The sequence below is a fragment of the Methylobacter sp. genome, assembly GCF_036845245.1.
Lineage (GTDB): Bacteria > Pseudomonadota > Gammaproteobacteria > Methylococcales > Methylomonadaceae > Methylobacter_A.
Genome location: NZ_DAIUEH010000025.1, coordinates 49,546 through 65,576 on the forward strand (window position 1 = coordinate 49,546; position 16,031 = coordinate 65,576).

A 16,031-nucleotide genomic window follows, 5' to 3' on the forward strand; every position below is an offset into this window, starting at 1 on the left:
TGCGCAGGATTGAGTTTGTAACCCAAGCTGCAAAAACTGATTTTAAACAGCCGATGACAGTGCTAAAGTCGGAACTGTCCGTTTTTTTGCATGTTGAATAAGTCCTTGCACATCGAGAATTAACGCAACATCACCACTTCCGAGCACAGTTGCTCCACCAATACCATTCAAATTCTCAAACAGTTTGCCAAGGGGTTTAATGACTGTTTGGTTTTCGCCGTGTAATTCATCGACGACAAACCCCGCCTTTGCCTCGCCAAAACGTACAACGACCAGACTTTCCCGCTGAGTATGAGTGTGTTTTTTATGATTATGGAAAAAATCGCCCAAACGCAAATAGGGTAAAATTTGCCCGCGTAAATTGATGTAATGTTGAACTTCATCAATTTGCCATTCATTGCTGCTCATTTCGACACATTCTTCGACCATGCTCAGCGGGATGATGTAGCGTTCTTTTTGCGCTTCCACCATAAATCCATCAATAATTGCCAATGTTAACGGCAAGTGTATGGTTACTGTAGTGCCCTCTCCCAACTCGCTATCGACGGAGACGCTACCTCGTAATGCTTCGATATTGCGTCTGACCACGTCCATGCCAACCCCTCGACCGGACAGATTGCTTGCTTCCTCTTTAGTGCTTAAGCCGGGTTCAAAAATAAGATTATAAATTTCATTTTTACTCAGTATTTGATCCGGTTTAACCAGTCCTTTGGCTATCGCTTTGGCAACAATTCTTTCAGGGTCCAAACCCCGACCATCGTCGCTGATCTGAATCACGATACGTCCTGAGTCATGATAGGCGTTAAGTTGTATGGTGCCTTTTTCAGGCTTACCCGCCTGAATACGCACTTCGGGCGTTTCAATACCATGATCGAGCGAATTACGTACCAGATGGGTCAGCGGATCGTTGATTTTTTCCACTACGGTTTTATCCAATTCGGATTCGCCGCCGGTTATTTGCAATTGAATTTGCTTACCCAATTCCTTGCTGACATCATGCACTACTCTCTGGAAGCGGGTAAACGTTTCGCCGATTTGCACCATACGCAATTGCAATGCAGTGTCGCGTATATTTTCGACCAAATTGCTCATGGTCGAAGCAACGTCATCGACATCGGATAAGCCATGCTTATCGACCATAAGCCGCATCGCAGCCCCTGAAATCACTAACTCGCCAACCAAGTCGATGAGGTAGCCCAGCTTACCGGCATCTACCCTGATGTAATTGGACTCCTTGTTGACTTTTTGTTTGACCGATTCTTGTTTTTTAAGCGCCTGTTCTATGACAGGCTGCTGCAAAATATTTTTATCCACCAGCATTTCACCCAGCAGTTTCGCCTCGGCTTTGTCATTTTTACTCTGCTCGTGGAGTGTGTGTGCAACTTCTTTGTCAGTTAAGGCGCCTATCTCAATAAGCATTTCACCTAAGCGTTTAACTTGATCTTCCGGTAAATTTTCCAGTAACTGCTGATAGTGTTCCTGCCTGGAATTTGGCGGCAAAATATAAATATCGCAATCATCTTCGGCAAACTCAAACACGTCTTCTATCGTTTTTTTATCGATGCTGCTGTTAAAAGCGATTTTAAAATTCAGATAACAGTCTTCGGGATCTATATCCTCAATACGAGGAAGCGTTGGCATGGTGACAATCACTTCAATGATTTTGCCCAGCGTTTGCAAATAACGAATAAACGACAGCGGATCCATACCGTTGCGTAGCGTATTTTGTTTGAATGTCAGGGTAATAACCCAATTATCGCTACTGTTCGTGGTGTTGACATCAACTTCAAAATGACCGGTTTTTTCCTCTTGGGTGGAGGGCATGCCAGCTGCGGACGGTCGGCCGGTTAATTGAATAATCAGTGCCTGACTTTGCTGTTTCAGCGTCTCCGGCAGCGGTTCGTTTTCGCTGGAAAGAAAATATTGAATGATATGTGCCGTATGATCTTTACAGGCCAGCAAAACAGAGACGAGTTCGGCATCAATTGCTCGCTCACCGTTTCTGACCTGGTCCAAGACAGTTTCAGCTTCATGAGTGAAAGCAACGACATCATCAAAACCGAATAGCCCGGAGGAGCCTTTAATGGTATGCATGGCGCGGAAAATACTGTTAATACAATCGGCATCATCGGGTGCCTCTTCCAAACCTAACAGGGATTCTTCCATTGCTGCCAGCAATTCGTCAACTTCCTGGGAAAAAGTTTCCAAAGCAGAATTTATATCGCTCATGATTTTGTCCAATTAGCGGGAATTACGATAGGATCGCCAAAATACATGCCGAGTTTGAGCAGTTCAAAGACCTCAATCACCGCTTCGCTATGTTGCACTAAACGCAGGGTAAACCCGCGCTTCTGTGCTTCAGCCTTCAATAACAGCAGCAACTGTAAACCTGCACTGTCTATTTCGGTAACCGCCGATAAATCAAGTTGCAGCTCCTGCGTACCGGAATGGCAATAGCTCAACAAAGTTTCCTTTAACGATTGCGAGTTGTAGATAGTCATGTCGTCTTTAATGGACACACACAGTGCCTCGTCTTTTTTATTTGTTTTTTCAGTCATGACATCTCTCGTATAAGGTTAAGGCAGCACCAATTTGGCAATGGCCGCGAGTAAGGTAGGTGGCTGGAAGGGTTTGGTTACCCAAGCTTTGGCGCCGGCATCTCTAGCCGCTTGTTTTTTTTCCTGCTCCATTTCGGTTGTCAGCATAATGATAGGGACGAATCTGTAATGGTCGAGTTGTTTAACCTCTTTAACAAAAGTAATGCCGTCCATAACCGGCATATTAATATCGCTGATAATAAGATGGATTTTAACGCCCGTTAGCTTGCTTAATGCCTCTTTACCGTTACACGCTTCGATCACCTCATAGCCTGCACCATTAAGTGCAATACTGACAACCTGTCGCATTGAAGCGGAATCGTCCACGATCATAATTGTTTTTGCCATAACTAAAAGCCTACCTTTGTATTAAAAAAATGATTAAAAAAAGGTTAAGTCGTCTGAGCTGTTCGGCCCATGATTAGGCCGCGCACTGACCGACTTGTAATTTTCTTCTATATGCTCAACGGCTTCATCGACTTGAAGCATATTGCTGTCACGATCACTGCCTTGCTGTTGTATTTTTTCAATGGTTTTTTGCAGATTCAGCAAATTATTTTCGACTTGCGTTAATATCTGACTGACACGATCCTGAAATTGCAAGGCCACCAACACACTATTGATCTCGCCGTGAATTTGTTCAGCGTTATTTCTAAGCGCATCAACATCACCGCGGTAATGGATTAATGTCCGGCTCAAAAGGGATAAAGTTTGGTTGATATTGGCTTCGGCCTGAAACAGCGTTGAATCATCAACCTGTACAGAATTCTCAGACGTTTTTAGCGCATCATTAACCGCCGCAACAATATCATTAACTTTACCTATCAGTTGCTTACTGGTTTTTGAAGCACCATCCGCCAATCTGCGTGCATTACCAGCAACAACCGTAAAGCCTTGCCCCTGCTCTCCGGCTAAAGATGCCTCATTAGCTGCACTAAGCGCCAACAAATTGATTTGTGCTGTCAGGCTATTTACTTCTGCTGTAATGGCATTCAGGCCGCTAATGCGACTGGATAATTCTTTCAACTCATCCATCGTATTATGTTCTATCTGTTGAATCTGTCTGAGTGATTCCAGGACCGGTTGCAGTAAGTCACGACTGTTATTGATGACACTGTCCAGATGATAATGCTGCTGTCCGCTCAAGGTATCATCGGTACTATCAACGATCTGCTGAAGTCCATTGATCATGCCGGCAAAACGATTGGTTAGCGAGATAATCTCCTGCTCGGTATGTTCACGTGAAACCATTACTTGCTGAGAAATTATGGGACTAACGGTCAACAGCAAACGCTCCAATTCGGTGGTATAGGTCGCAACCGCATCTATCTTGCTAGTCTCGTCTAACAGCCAACTTGAATTAATTTGCGTCAATTCGTTAACATGGCGATGCCACAAAAACAAACCACTCATCACTCCGCAGAACACTAGCAGCAAGCCGGCAAACACGTTATAGAAAGTAACTCCTTGTTGCCAAGTAATGATTATTGCACCCAGGATTACCGGCAAGGTCGGCAGTGAACCATACAAAAACTTATTGTTGCTGTTTCTTTGGTCCTGCAGCATTAAAATCCCCGTTGTTCTTGTAAAGGACATAGTCTAGTATGTATTTTTGCTTAGTGCTATTTTGATTGTGTTATATGCATATGTTTATTACAAAGCAGGGAGATTGCTATCTGTATTGACCCCATCAGCATCGAAGAGTTTTCCCATTTCAGGCGTTTAATTTACGATTATGCAGGCATCGCCCTCACACCTGAAAAAAAAATCATGGTCGCCAGCCGGCTAGCCAAGCGTTTACTACATTATGGATTGCAAACTTACGGGCAATACTACCAATTGCTGAATACCGGCCAATATCCCTACGAATTTCAATTGATGGTCAATATATTGACTACTAATGAAACTTATTTTTTTCGTGAACCCAAGCATTTTGATTTTCTTCAGGAACGCATCATTAAACCCTGGCACGGTGATAATTTCCGCCTGTGGAGCGCTGCAAGTTCTACAGGCGAAGAAAGTTATTCCATCGGTATGTTATTAGCCGAGAATTTGGGCATGAAGAAATGGGAAGTTTTCGGTTCCGATGTCAACACCGAAGTATTGGAAACCGCACAGAAAGGTGTTTATTTGATGGACAGGCTGGACAACATGAGTCAGCATTATCTGGATAAATACTGTCTTAAAGGCGTACGTTCTCAGGAAGGTTATTTTCGCGTCGATGAAAATATCAGAAAACACATAAGTTTTAAGCAAATCAATCTTAAAGCTCCGCTACCTAAAAGCCTTGGGCAATTTGATGTTATCTTTTTGCGTAATGTATTGATCTACTTTGATACAGAAACCAAACAGGATATAGTCCAGCGCGTGATTTCAACACTAAAGCCGGGTGGCTATTTTTTTATCAGCCATTCTGAAACGCTGCATAGCATTAAAACTGAATTGTCCATGGTAATACCTTCGATTTATCAAAAGCTATGCAAATAGCACGATACCAAGGATTTCCGCGTGTCATCATTAATACCGGAGAAAATTATGTCACAAAAAAAGATGAAATCATTTCCACGCTACTGGGTTCATGTGTAGCGACGTGCTTATATGATCCGGTCAATCGCATAATTGGCATGAATCATTTTTTATTGGTTCAACATCATCATTCTGCTGATGAAACGAACTTATTAGGCACTGAAGGCGGACGCTACGGCATACATGCGATGGAGTTACTGATCAACCAGATGTTAAAACAGGGTGCTGAACGCGCGTATTTAAAAGCCAAGGCTTTCGGCGGCGGCGATGTACTAAAACTGAACAATGAATTACATGGCAGAAAATCCATTGGTGCGATCAATTGCGCATTTATAAAAACCTTTTTAAGCACTGAACGTATCCCATTAGTAGCCTCCGATTTGGGCGGTAACATAGGCCGCAATATTTTTTTTCTGGCGAACGATTTTTCCGTATATCTTAAACGCATTGAACACACCGAAGAACAGTCGATATTAAACAGGAACAACCGTTTATGGAAAAATGCCGCAGCTCAAACTCCACCGCCACCGGAACCGGTAATTTTTTGGTAACGGCATTCTTAATAATTAAAGAACATGCACATGATTAAAGTGTTAATTGTCGATGATTCTGCCGTAGTGCGGCAGGTATTAACCGGGTTATTGGATGGCGTATCCTGCATAAAAGTAATCGGCGCAGCGCCTGACCCTATTTTTGCGTTGAAGCGCATGCAGATTGAATGGCCTGATGTCATTGTATTGGACATTGAGATGCCGCGCATGGATGGAGTGACTTTCCTTAAAAAACTGATGAGTGAGCACCCGACGCCAGTGGTCATTTGTTCCACCTTAACGGAAAAAGGCGCGGAAGTGACGATGCAGGCTATGAGCGCCGGTGCGGTCGATATTATTACCAAACCCAAAGTAAACTTGCGTAACTTCCTGCAAGAGTCTAAATCGATCATTATTGACGTCATTAAAGCCGCGGCCCAATCTCGGCCCAAAATAATCAAGTCAACTCATATCGCGCCCAGCCGTGCCGTTGCCAACGCAGATAGTATGTTAAATACCAGCGCTCTAAAGCCTATGACACAAACGACTGACCGGGTGATCGTCATCGGCACCTCAACCGGCGGCACGCAAGCGTTGGAATACCTGTTCACTCAGCTGCCGCGCACTGCTCCGCCGATAGTCGTGGTACAACACATGCCTGAACATTTTACTGCTGCTTTTGCCAAAAGGCTGGACGGTATTTGTCAAGTGACGATAAAAGAAGCCACTCAAAATGACCGGGCTTTACCCGGTGTAGTCCTAATAGCCCCCGGCGGCAAGCATATGTTACTGCAACGTAGCGGAGCCCAGTATCGGGTGGATGTCAAAGACGGCCCGCTTGTAAGCAGGCATCGCCCGTCTGTGGATGTACTGTTTCGCTCCAGTGCGCAGTCTGCCGGGGCTAATGCGATAGGCATCATCCTAACCGGCATGGGTGATGACGGCGCTCGCGGCATGAAAGAGATGCACGATGCCGGTGCTCTTACGATAGCCCAGGATGAAGCCAGTTGCGTGGTCTATGGTATGCCTAAAGAAGCGGTCAAGCTGGACGCCGTCGATGGTATTTTGCCTTTATCGGCTATCCCGCAACTCATTATGCAAGCGCCTACCCGAGCACTATTTAAAAAATCGTAAATAGCTAAACCCGGATATCTACAGTGCGGGCAAATTGCACGCTTTAAATATATATGAAGTCCCTGTCCTCTGTAATACAAAAAACAAGGACAATAACGACAGTTATCTAAGCTTGAGTTAGCAGCATTGCCTTCTGGCGAAAGCGGAAGAACCGCATGAACAAGTAAAGAGATCACAACGCCTGAACTATCTCAAAAATGCAGCGGGACTCAAAACTAATAAAAAATTTAACTACAGAGTTTTGAGCTATTGCAATATCAAAAAAGTCCAGCCTATATCAGTTAGCTGACAGCCTTATGCCGCATCATACTCATCATTCACTTGGTCATGCTTGAGATGATGTTTCTCATCGACGGCCTTGATGCCCAGGTTACAAAAAAAGCCTACCAACAATAATCCGGCCATAATCTGCATGGTCATATTATAGGCATCGGCTTTAGGCACGCCCTGAGCGATTTGGCTTTCCCTGAGGTAATTCACCAACACCGGGCCTGCAACCCCTGCCGTGGCCCAGGCCGTCAACAAGCGGCCATGAATCGCACCGACATATTTGGTGCCGAAAATATCGGCCAGATAAGCCGGGATGGTTGAGAAACCGCCGCCGTACATGCTCATAATCACCGCATAGCAACCCATAAACAGCAGTACATTGTTCATTCGTCCGGTATAAGGCACGATCGAATACAGCACACAGCCCAACATGAAAAAAGTGAAATAAGTGCTTTTCCTGCCCAGATAATCGGACAACGTTGACCAGAAAAACCGCCCGCCCATATTGAAAAAGCTAAGCATACCAACGAACGCGGCGGCTTTTTCAGGTGTAATTTGATCCTTAAACATTTCCTGGCTCATCGCCGAAGCCTGACCCAAAACACCGATTCCGGCCGTCACATTCAGGCATAACACCAACCACATCAGATAAAACTGCGGCGTTTTAAGCACCTGCTCGACATGCACATGGTTGTCGGTTATCAACTTGCTTTTACGTGTGTCCGGCTGAAAATTAGCCGGTAACCAGCCCTCTTCCGGCAAACGGATGCTGAATGCCCCGATCATCATAAAAACCAAGTAGATACAGCCCATGACCGCAAAAGTCTCGGCAACGCCGACCGATGTCGGTGACGAGAAATGCTTCATCAAAAATACGCTTAACGGCGCGCCGATCATCGCACCGCCGCCAAAGCCCATAATGGCCAAGCCGGTCGCCATGCCGCGCCGGTCCGGGAACCACTTGATCAATGTTGAAACCGGCGACACATAGCCCAAGCCCAAACCGATACCGCCCAACACGCCGTAACCCAAATACAGCAGCCAGATGGCATGCAGCTCAACGCCCAGCGCCGCAATAAAAAAACCGCAGCTAAAGCAAAGCGCCGAGCAAAACATCGTCACGCGCGGCCCGACTTTCTCCAGCCATTTCCCTGCGAATGCGGCCGACAGCCCTAAAAACACAATAGCCAAACTGAATATCCAGCCTAAAGTCGTCAGCTTCCAGTCTTCCGGCAACGATTGCGTCACGCCCAGCACCTTGGTCAACGGCAAGTTAAAAACGCTGAATGCGTAAACCTGACCGATGCACAAATGCACCGCCAGCGCAGCCGGAGCTACCAACCAGCGGTTAAAACCGGGTTTGGCGACAATTCTGTCTTTCGATAAAAAGGATGAGGCTAACCATGTGGACATAAGGCTTTGTTCCTGTTGTTTATTATTGTCGTTAAGCGGGCATTATCGCCGAATAGTCCCAATGAGTTAAGTGTTCACTCATCAAACCGATGAATACCACGAAATACATAAGCCGGATTGATGCCGAAGATGTCGCGAAAGCTATGGCTAAAATGGGTTGCATCCGAAAATCCGGCATCCAGTGCGGCGACAGTCATATTATCGACGGCGCTTAAATTTTCTATCGCTAAAAACAGCCGTTTCCAGGTCCTGAAGCGCCGGTAAGGAACATCGGTATGTTGTTTAAATAAATGTAAAAATCGGGACGGAGACAAATCGGCTCTATCGGCCAAATATTCTTTTGAAAAATTGTAATCCGGCTCATTGCAAATCAGGTCGATAGCGGCCTGTACGCGCGGATCGACAACCAAGCTCAATTCCCCATCGCATCGCAACAAGGTATCCAAACAATTTTCGATGGCGGCTTTATCGGGATCCATCTCATAAATCCAACGCAATTGCTCGATCAGTTCATCATCCTGAAAAAATAGCGTCGATTGCTCGGAACAATCAAACCGACGCTTGAAATACAAAAAATCAGCACTATCCCGTTCAATAAACAACTTGCCGTGTATGCCGCCTTCAAAATCAAGCTCATGCCGGATACCGGCGGGAACAATCGCGCAGCGGCAGCTTTGCCATTCGCCGTTGGCGATTTTTATCCTGAAAGGCCGGTATATTCCGACATGCAGTGCCACCGTTGCATAGGCGTGCGCATTCAAATGCACCGATGGGCCGAAATAAAGCGATCGGCCTCGCCAGATAAACAAGCGCATATAAGCAGGATAAAGTTTCAGCATAGCCAGTTTATACAAGATTTAATTGGGATGACCCGATTATAATCCTCGCAGCTGATTTCTTTGAACTTTACCGATAGGAGGCAGATCATGGATATTATTGAATTTAAGTCACGCTTTATAGAACTACTGGACAAGGTTGCAAAAGGCGTTATTTACGAACACCGCCTTTTTGAACTTCCATCCGAACAAAAGCCGTGGGTCGATACCGGCCTTGATGTTGAAGCCGGCGATAACTTTAGCTCTTTCGCAGCCGGGCAGTCCCAATTTAAAGATCTGCCCATCACGCTGGAACCCAACTTTCAGCTTTGGTTTCGTATCGGCCGGGACGGCGAGATATTCCGCGGTACCCGCGATAGTCATAGTTTTACCGTAGAGCAACCGGGACGGCTTTATCTGGCCAGCTACTTTCCGGGGGAATGGGCTGACAAAACAGGCAAGCTGGTAACGCCGGATGAAGCTTACGATATGGTTACCGGCAATTTGGCCGTGCTGCTGATTCGCTGGCAGGGCAATACGCTGGATGGTTTAAAAACGCTTGCCGAGAACGGCGACGTGGACAACCTGATAGCAACGGAAATCGACCGTCTGGTTTCGCCTGTTATTTCACCGGAAGGCTGGGATTATCTGTGGTTCATAGGGCCTGCGGAAATTTATCAATCCTGCAAAGCACCACCGGCAAAAGAATCCGCAATATGTTGTCATACGCACAATGACACAGGCTTATTGCAAAAGCCGGTTTCCCTGCCCTTTAAACCGGATACCCGCTTGCGTTGGTCATGGAAAATGGATGTTTTACCCTCATCTGTTCGTGAAGATACCCTCCCCACCCACGACTATTTAAGCATCGCGGTCGAATTCGATAACGGTCAGGATATTACCTATTACTGGAGCGCCGAATTGCCTCCTGAAACATCCTATCGCTGCCCTATCCCGACCTGGACTCACCGCGAAACTCATGTCGTGATCCGTTCCGGCTCGCAAGGCTTGGGCGAATGGTTTAATGAAGACCGCGATGTTTATCAGGACTATATTGATGCGATAGGCGGAGCAATACCCGGTAACATCGTCAAAGTCTGGCTGATTGCAGTCAGTCTGTTCCAGCATAAAGAAGGCGTCTGTCAATACGCAGACATCAGCTTCCTCAGTGATGGTCGTGTGGTCACTGTGAAATAATTTTATTCGGGGCGAATAGCATGAAATTCGCTGGCTTAATGCTTGGGATTTATCTGGCATTTAGTCATCCGGTTAATGCTGCGCCCACGCTTACAACGTTTGATTTTAGGTTGTCGCTACCAGCAGTTCTTCTGAATTATTTGGCGGACGAAGGCCGTCTGTCCTGCCTGCGAAGTAGCGTTGGGCAAGCGCAGCTGCCGATACGTGCCGGACCTCTCTAAAACCGGCTTCACGGGCCAGGGTCAGCATCTCTGTCGGCGTGAAGAAGCTGATGAAGGGCGTGCCGTTTGCTCGCGCCCCCGCTACCGCTCGCTCCATCCCGGGACGAACCTCGGGATCCGCCAGTTCGATCGGAAGCAAGAATGACATGGCGAGTGTGGAGCCCGGAGCGAGTGCCGCAACCTTGCGCAGCGTCGCCGCGATCGCGTCCTTGGTCAGGTACATGCTGACACCGGTGGACGCCACGACCGCCGGCCGCCCCGAATCGAAGCCCGACGCTGCCAGCCGCTCCCACCACGCGTCGCCTGCCTCGAAATCGACTGGCACGAGCCGCAGGAACGACGGGATGCCGAGGCCGAGATCGACAAGGCGCTGGCGCTTCCACGCCTGAGGGCCGGGCTGATCGATCTCGAATACGAGCAGACGGGAGGCAAGCTCCGGCCGACGCTGGGCGAAGGTGTCCAGGCCCGCTCCAAGGATGACGTACTGCCCGACGCCACGGGCAGCTTGCTCCTCGACCAGATCTTCGATGAAGCGGGCGCGGGCCACAATGGAGGCGCGGAAGGGCTGCGTGAACGGGCTCATGTCCGGACGGCTGCGCCATCCGTCATCCGGAGCCGCCAGCTTCAAACCGACTACGTCTTCGAACACGTGCGGCGGCGAATCGACTTCCACATGCAGCGCCCGCCACAAAGCGACCCGCACCGCCGTGTTGTCCGGCGCCGCCAGTTGCTTATCATTCATGACGTTCTCTCTTTTGGTTTTCGGTTGTTATCGGTCTAACGTAATATATACGACATCGATTGTCGTATATATTATTGCGTTCCCACGCCGGAGAGACTGTGAAAGTTTCATTTTAGAATAAAAGCAAAAGCATTCACCACGAAGGCACGAAGGACACGAAGTTTTCATACATTGAGTTTAAATAATTATTTTTTCTTCGTGATCTTCGTGCCTTCGTGGTGAATAGTTTTTAAACTAATTTTGATAATACTTTCACAGTCTACGGAGTGTGGGAACGATAAAAAACTTGATATATCGGGCATAAAAAGCATGTCCAATCTACTGCACTGCAGAACTATTATTTAGGTTGCTCAATTATTATTTCAAACGCTTATTGCAATGTGTCGAGATGGATTTGCACGGTTTCCCAGACCATCACAACATCAACGCCCAAATACTGATGCGCTAAAACATTACGCATACCGGTTATTTCTCGCCAAGGCATATTAGGTTGTTCCACCGACAAAGTTTCAATGCCGAAGTCTTTAAGCACTTGACCGATAATTTCCAGATTGCGAATCACTGCATCCTGAGTTTTTCTATCAGCCAAAAACCCGGTTAAATCGTAACCTTCGATATAAGACTGAATCAAATCAATGCTCTCCAGCGCTACAGCAATGAAGACGAACCGATCTTTCATAGCGGAACGGCTTCTTGCAAAATTCGTTGCCGTAAATACTTGTTTAATGCACGTTCGCTGACTATATCGACCTTGCGGCCCAGCGCGGTCGATAACGCATCAATCAGGCCGACCTGATCCAATAGCGTTGTGCCGGGCAAAAAATCGACCAATAAATCTATATCGCTGTCTTCTTGTTCTTCACCACGGACAACGGAACCAAACATGCGGATATTGACTGCGTGATAATGTCTGGCAATATCCAGAATACAGGCTTTTTGCTGTTGTATGGTTTTATATAATTCAGTCACGTTAAGCTCCTTTATGTCCGATTATACATAGATTCGTAGGGCGGATTCGCATAGCAAACCGCCAATCAACACACAATACTAATGACAGCCTATCGCAACTGCGGTGGATTGCCTAAAGGCGAATCCACCCTACAAAAATGATCCGCCTTACAGTGTTGCTCTATGTTCATTATATTTCACATGGAAATGAGGCGGATTGTGTTCATCAAAATACATAAAAATGATAATCCCAAGAAAACGGCTTATTTCCGACATGATAATTCTCCTCACCGCCGGACGGGCATGTTGCCCCGTCTGAAATGTTTTTGCATTAGCTATATGTAATCGCTTAATTCTGGCATTGTAGAAACGTTAGTGACGGGGTTGTAAACCCCGTCCCGCTTGAGGTGACAATGACCCAACCCGAAAATCTACCGCCATATTTAAACGTCGTAATGTTGGGCATAAAAAGGATGCTCAACCTCCCCCCTCAGACCTCTTAAAAACGTCAGGTCAAATTAATTTTATAGGAAACCCAATATCTTCTCTTAATTGCTTGTCTTTTCTATCAGCAGCAAATGACTCTTTATTGATTTTGAACAAATTATTCAATATTGATTTTGCTTTGCTATTATTTGAATCCCAATCATTGAAAACCTGTATTGTTTCACCAACGGATATTGAATAATTCGTTCGAATCTGTCCATTCTCAAGCCTACAAATAAACGCTGCTTCTATTTTCAATTTATTTTTCGCTGAAAGCTTCAAACAAACATTTTCTCCTCCCTTGTTTGCAACAGAAGGATAAACCCAGCCATCATAGTTAAAGTCACAAATATCACTGGCAATTACGCTACTAACCTTATATGCCAAGTTCCGATCACTCAAAAAGTTGCGATCAATAAAATCTTTGATTAATTGCAACTTTATTAACGAGTCTTTAGATAGACCTTCAGTAATTAAACCGCCAAAACCCAAGCCAAAAACATTAATGACATCAATCGAAACATAACAGATTAACAGAAACGGCTCCCCCTCTAAAACACCAACCTCTTCAATAGGTGTTGATGGCTCTTCGGGAGTTAAATAGAGCAACCTTTCTTTAGGTTTATTTAATCGTCCATAGCCAACCGCATGCTCTGGCGGCTCCCAAAAGTCTTGATATTTGAGTTTAATAGAGCTGGGACTAAGCCTTCTAACTCTGTAAAAAATTACTCCCTTTTGATATTCCCGTCCTTCACTTTGAAAGAAAGAAACCTTTGAGCCTTTATTATCGAATAAGATCGCATCTTTAATTTTTGCAGGTAACTCTTCATCACTAAAGGTTGATAACTTAGCCTCAAACTCAATAAATTTCTTTTTAAGATCGTCAATATCAACAATTGAAAGCATCTCATCTATATATTTAATCATCAGACGTTCTCTAATCATAAAATAGCTGGCTTTGCGTTATGTGTTTTTAACACAAAAAATTGTAAAAACTGAGTTATGACACAGATACCACAATACAGAAAAAACAGTACCGCAATGGGGCAATACCGTACAAACAAATATTCCTACAGCGTTCAAAAAATCACTCTCCCAACAACCCCAAATATTCCTCTTCACTAATAACCCGCACACCCTTTTCCGTAGCAGCAGCAATTTTTGCCGCCCCCACATCTGACCCAGTAACCAAAAAATCGGTCTTCCCTGTAACCGAGCTAGCCACTTTTGCGCCCAGACGCTTGGCTTCCTTGCTCATGTCGTCACGCTTGCCGTGAACCATCGTACCGGTGAAGACGAGGGTTTTACCGGAAATTGGGCTGACGGCTTGTTGTTGCTCGGCGATCAACGGCGTTGGGATTAAATTAAAACCCAGCTGGTAGATTTGCATAAAATCGGCTTTGATTTTTGCCAAAGACTCAACCACGGCGGCGCTGGTTTTATCAGCGAAGCCTTCGATATTCATCACGTCTTCAACGCTCAGGTTGAAAACATCCAGCAGATGATGATGTTGCAGCAGGCGTTCGCAATTACCCAGGCCCATACGATGAATGCCGAAAGCGCCCAGAAAGCGCCAATCTTCGATGGCTTCGGTTCTGCTGCGGTGCAATTGGTCCAGCAGGTTTTGCGCGGTCTTGTCGCCAAAGCCCATGTCCTGTAATTGCTTCATGTCCAATTGATAAACGGCATAAACCGAGTTGATACCGAAAGCGTGAAGTTTTTCCACGGTTTTTTGCCCGAAGCCGTCGACGTTCGCCAAGGTTCTGAAAAAATGCTCGATGGTGTTTTCGATTTGCGCCGGGCATTTCGTGGTGTTCAGGCAATAAAGATAATCGCTGTCCCAAACCAGATCGCCGCCGCAGCTGGGACAATGATCGGGAATTTGCGGTTCTTTAGGAATAATGACCCGCTCGATTTTGGGTATCACCAAACCTGAGCGCGTTAATTCAATCAACGTACCTTCACCGATGCCCAGTTCCCTGACCATGCCGTAATGATGCGCGGTCGCCCTGGAAATCATCGCACCGCTGAGTTTGGTCGGCGTCAGCTCGGCAACCGGATTAACCCGGCCGGAACGGGAGGTTTGCGGAATCACGCTCAGCACGATCACTTCGGCGGTTTCCACATTGTTTTTATAAGCAATCTGCCAGCGGTGATGATGCCGCGTTGCGCCCAGATGTTTTTTTATCTGCTCATTGCCGACCAGCTCGAAAACCACGCCGTCGACATCGTAATCGACCAAGGCATAGACGCTTTTGACGACATGGTCGAAATCGGCCAGCAGCTCAGCCGCAGTGCCTTGCCAGGCGGGCAACTGGGAGAACGGAAAAAACACGGCGGCATGATTCTGTATGGCTTCCAGCGCATGTTGTTCCAGCTCTTTTTCTTTAATGATGCTGGCCTGAAAATTCCGAGAATTTTCAAAATAGTCGGCCAGATAGGTATTGAAGTAAGTTTGGCTGACCACGACTTCACCGGCGCCCTGCCCTCGTTCGCCGTTGCCGCCGACGATCAGGCCACGCTCGAAAACCCGGCTAATATCGGTGCCTTTACGGCCGTCGCCGCGCGTGTACAGTATTTTTCCGTCATCGTAAGCCGCATAGCCGTCCAGCTTCGGCGTGGCTCTGATCATCAACGTGGAAAAATCCACATCAAGGTCTTTGGCGGCTTTTTCCAGCCGGGCCAGCCATTTTTCAATGCCGCTTCGGGTATAGGATTTTTCCGTTGACAACATCGGTTCCGGCAACGCGACAGTCTTGCCGACAGCGATGACTTCCGGTTCGACGGTTTCTAAATACGGGTGATGAGGATGGCGTTTTTGCAGTTCCGCGAGAAACACAAAGTCATAATCCGCATCAGAGATAAGCGGTTCACCGCCGCGATACAGGGCGTTACATATTTGCAAAAACTCAAGCAGACGGTCATCGTTCAGTTGCTTAGGATCGGCCTGCGTTGCGATTTGAGCGATAAGCTCAGGGGATAAATGGGTCGGTTCAAGATCGGCTTGTTTAAGAAGCTCTAACTGGGTATCGCTAAGGGATGGCATTTGAATAATATGAACAGGTGGATGCAAATAGATAAATTCGTAGGGTATGCTGCGCATACCCCACAAGGCTGTCTTCCATATAATCTAGGAGTGCAAGCTTTGCTTG

The 16,031-nt window shown here is 46.5% G+C and carries 16 protein-coding genes; 4 read left to right on the forward strand and 12 right to left on the reverse strand.

Translation table 11 applies throughout. The features are described 5' to 3' along the window. Window positions 1-42 precede the first annotated feature (42 nt). The 4 genes from V7051_RS12460 to V7051_RS12475 are packed head-to-tail and all read right to left on the reverse strand — an operon-like array spanning window position 43 to window position 4,163. Complete coding sequence (locus tag V7051_RS12460; RefSeq protein WP_333875276.1) at window positions 43-2,229, reverse strand: chemotaxis protein CheA; 2,187 nt, start codon at window positions 2,227-2,229, stop codon at window positions 43-45. Next, complete coding sequence (locus V7051_RS12465) at window positions 2,226-2,558, reverse strand: STAS domain-containing protein (RefSeq protein ID WP_333875275.1); 333 nt, start codon at window positions 2,556-2,558, stop codon at window positions 2,226-2,228. Before V7051_RS12465 ends, V7051_RS12460 begins: the two co-directional genes overlap by 4 nt. Before the next feature lie 18 nt (window positions 2,559-2,576). Beyond that, window positions 2,577-2,945: a response regulator gene (locus tag V7051_RS12470; protein ID WP_333875274.1), complete on the reverse strand. Its 369-nt coding sequence runs from the start codon at window positions 2,943-2,945 to the stop codon at window positions 2,577-2,579. A gap of 33 nt (window positions 2,946-2,978) precedes the next feature. Next, window positions 2,979-4,163, reverse strand: a complete 1,185-nt coding sequence (locus V7051_RS12475; RefSeq protein ID WP_333875273.1) for a methyl-accepting chemotaxis protein — start codon at window positions 4,161-4,163, stop codon at window positions 2,979-2,981. Window positions 4,164-4,292: 129 nt separating this feature from the next. Here V7051_RS12475 and V7051_RS12480 point away from each other — a divergent pair, with 129 nt between their 5' ends. From V7051_RS12480 to V7051_RS12490, 3 genes are all read left to right on the forward strand, one after another. Beyond that, on the forward strand, window positions 4,293-5,084 hold the full coding sequence (locus V7051_RS12480; protein WP_334168739.1) for a CheR family methyltransferase: 792 nt from the start codon (window positions 4,293-4,295) through the stop codon (window positions 5,082-5,084). Window positions 5,085-5,221: 137 nt separating this feature from the next. After that, window positions 5,222-5,674, forward strand: a complete 453-nt coding sequence (locus V7051_RS12485; RefSeq protein WP_333875272.1) for a chemotaxis protein CheD — start codon at window positions 5,222-5,224, stop codon at window positions 5,672-5,674. A 30-nt stretch (window positions 5,675-5,704) separates the two neighbouring features. Next, the gene (locus V7051_RS12490; RefSeq protein WP_442919655.1) at window positions 5,705-6,787 is read left to right on the forward strand and encodes a protein-glutamate methylesterase/protein-glutamine glutaminase; all 1,083 of its coding nucleotides are present in this window, start codon (window positions 5,705-5,707) and stop codon (window positions 6,785-6,787) included. 294 nt (window positions 6,788-7,081) lie between these two features. Here V7051_RS12490 and V7051_RS12495 read toward each other — a convergent pair whose 3' ends face one another. Next, window positions 7,082-8,470 (reverse strand): L-lactate MFS transporter, encoded by a 1,389-nt coding sequence (locus V7051_RS12495; RefSeq protein ID WP_333875270.1) that lies wholly within the window; start codon window positions 8,468-8,470, stop codon window positions 7,082-7,084. Between the two features lie 74 nt (window positions 8,471-8,544). Next, window positions 8,545-9,309: an AraC family transcriptional regulator gene (locus V7051_RS12500; protein ID WP_333875269.1), complete on the reverse strand. Its 765-nt coding sequence runs from the start codon at window positions 9,307-9,309 to the stop codon at window positions 8,545-8,547. A gap of 87 nt (window positions 9,310-9,396) precedes the next feature. On the opposite strand from V7051_RS12500, the gene V7051_RS12505 reads away from it, so the two are divergent. Beyond that, window positions 9,397-10,482: a DUF3047 domain-containing protein gene (locus tag V7051_RS12505; protein WP_333875268.1), complete on the forward strand. Its 1,086-nt coding sequence runs from the start codon at window positions 9,397-9,399 to the stop codon at window positions 10,480-10,482. 105 nt (window positions 10,483-10,587) lie between these two features. On the opposite strand, the gene V7051_RS12510 is transcribed toward V7051_RS12505, so the two are convergent. The 6 genes from V7051_RS12510 to V7051_RS12535 form a co-directional block, all read right to left on the reverse strand. Further along, the gene (locus V7051_RS12510) at window positions 10,588-11,445 is read right to left on the reverse strand and encodes a class I SAM-dependent methyltransferase (RefSeq protein WP_333875267.1); all 858 of its coding nucleotides are present in this window, start codon (window positions 11,443-11,445) and stop codon (window positions 10,588-10,590) included. 370 nt (window positions 11,446-11,815) lie between these two features. Next, the gene (locus V7051_RS12515; protein WP_333875266.1) at window positions 11,816-12,124 is read right to left on the reverse strand and encodes a HepT-like ribonuclease domain-containing protein; all 309 of its coding nucleotides are present in this window, start codon (window positions 12,122-12,124) and stop codon (window positions 11,816-11,818) included. Beyond that, complete coding sequence (locus V7051_RS12520; protein WP_333875265.1) at window positions 12,121-12,414, reverse strand: nucleotidyltransferase family protein; 294 nt, start codon at window positions 12,412-12,414, stop codon at window positions 12,121-12,123. The genes V7051_RS12515 and V7051_RS12520 overlap by 4 nt, the downstream gene beginning before the upstream one ends. A gap of 147 nt (window positions 12,415-12,561) precedes the next feature. Then, window positions 12,562-12,669, reverse strand: a complete 108-nt coding sequence (locus V7051_RS12525) for a DUF4160 domain-containing protein (RefSeq protein ID WP_333875264.1) — start codon at window positions 12,667-12,669, stop codon at window positions 12,562-12,564. 237 nt (window positions 12,670-12,906) lie between these two features. Next, window positions 12,907-13,806 (reverse strand): hypothetical protein, encoded by a 900-nt coding sequence (locus tag V7051_RS12530; RefSeq protein WP_333875263.1) that lies wholly within the window; start codon window positions 13,804-13,806, stop codon window positions 12,907-12,909. 160 nt (window positions 13,807-13,966) lie between these two features. After that, window positions 13,967-15,925 (reverse strand): helix-hairpin-helix domain-containing protein, encoded by a 1,959-nt coding sequence (locus V7051_RS12535; RefSeq protein WP_333875360.1) that lies wholly within the window; start codon window positions 15,923-15,925, stop codon window positions 13,967-13,969. Window positions 15,926-16,031: the final 106 nt, after the last annotated feature.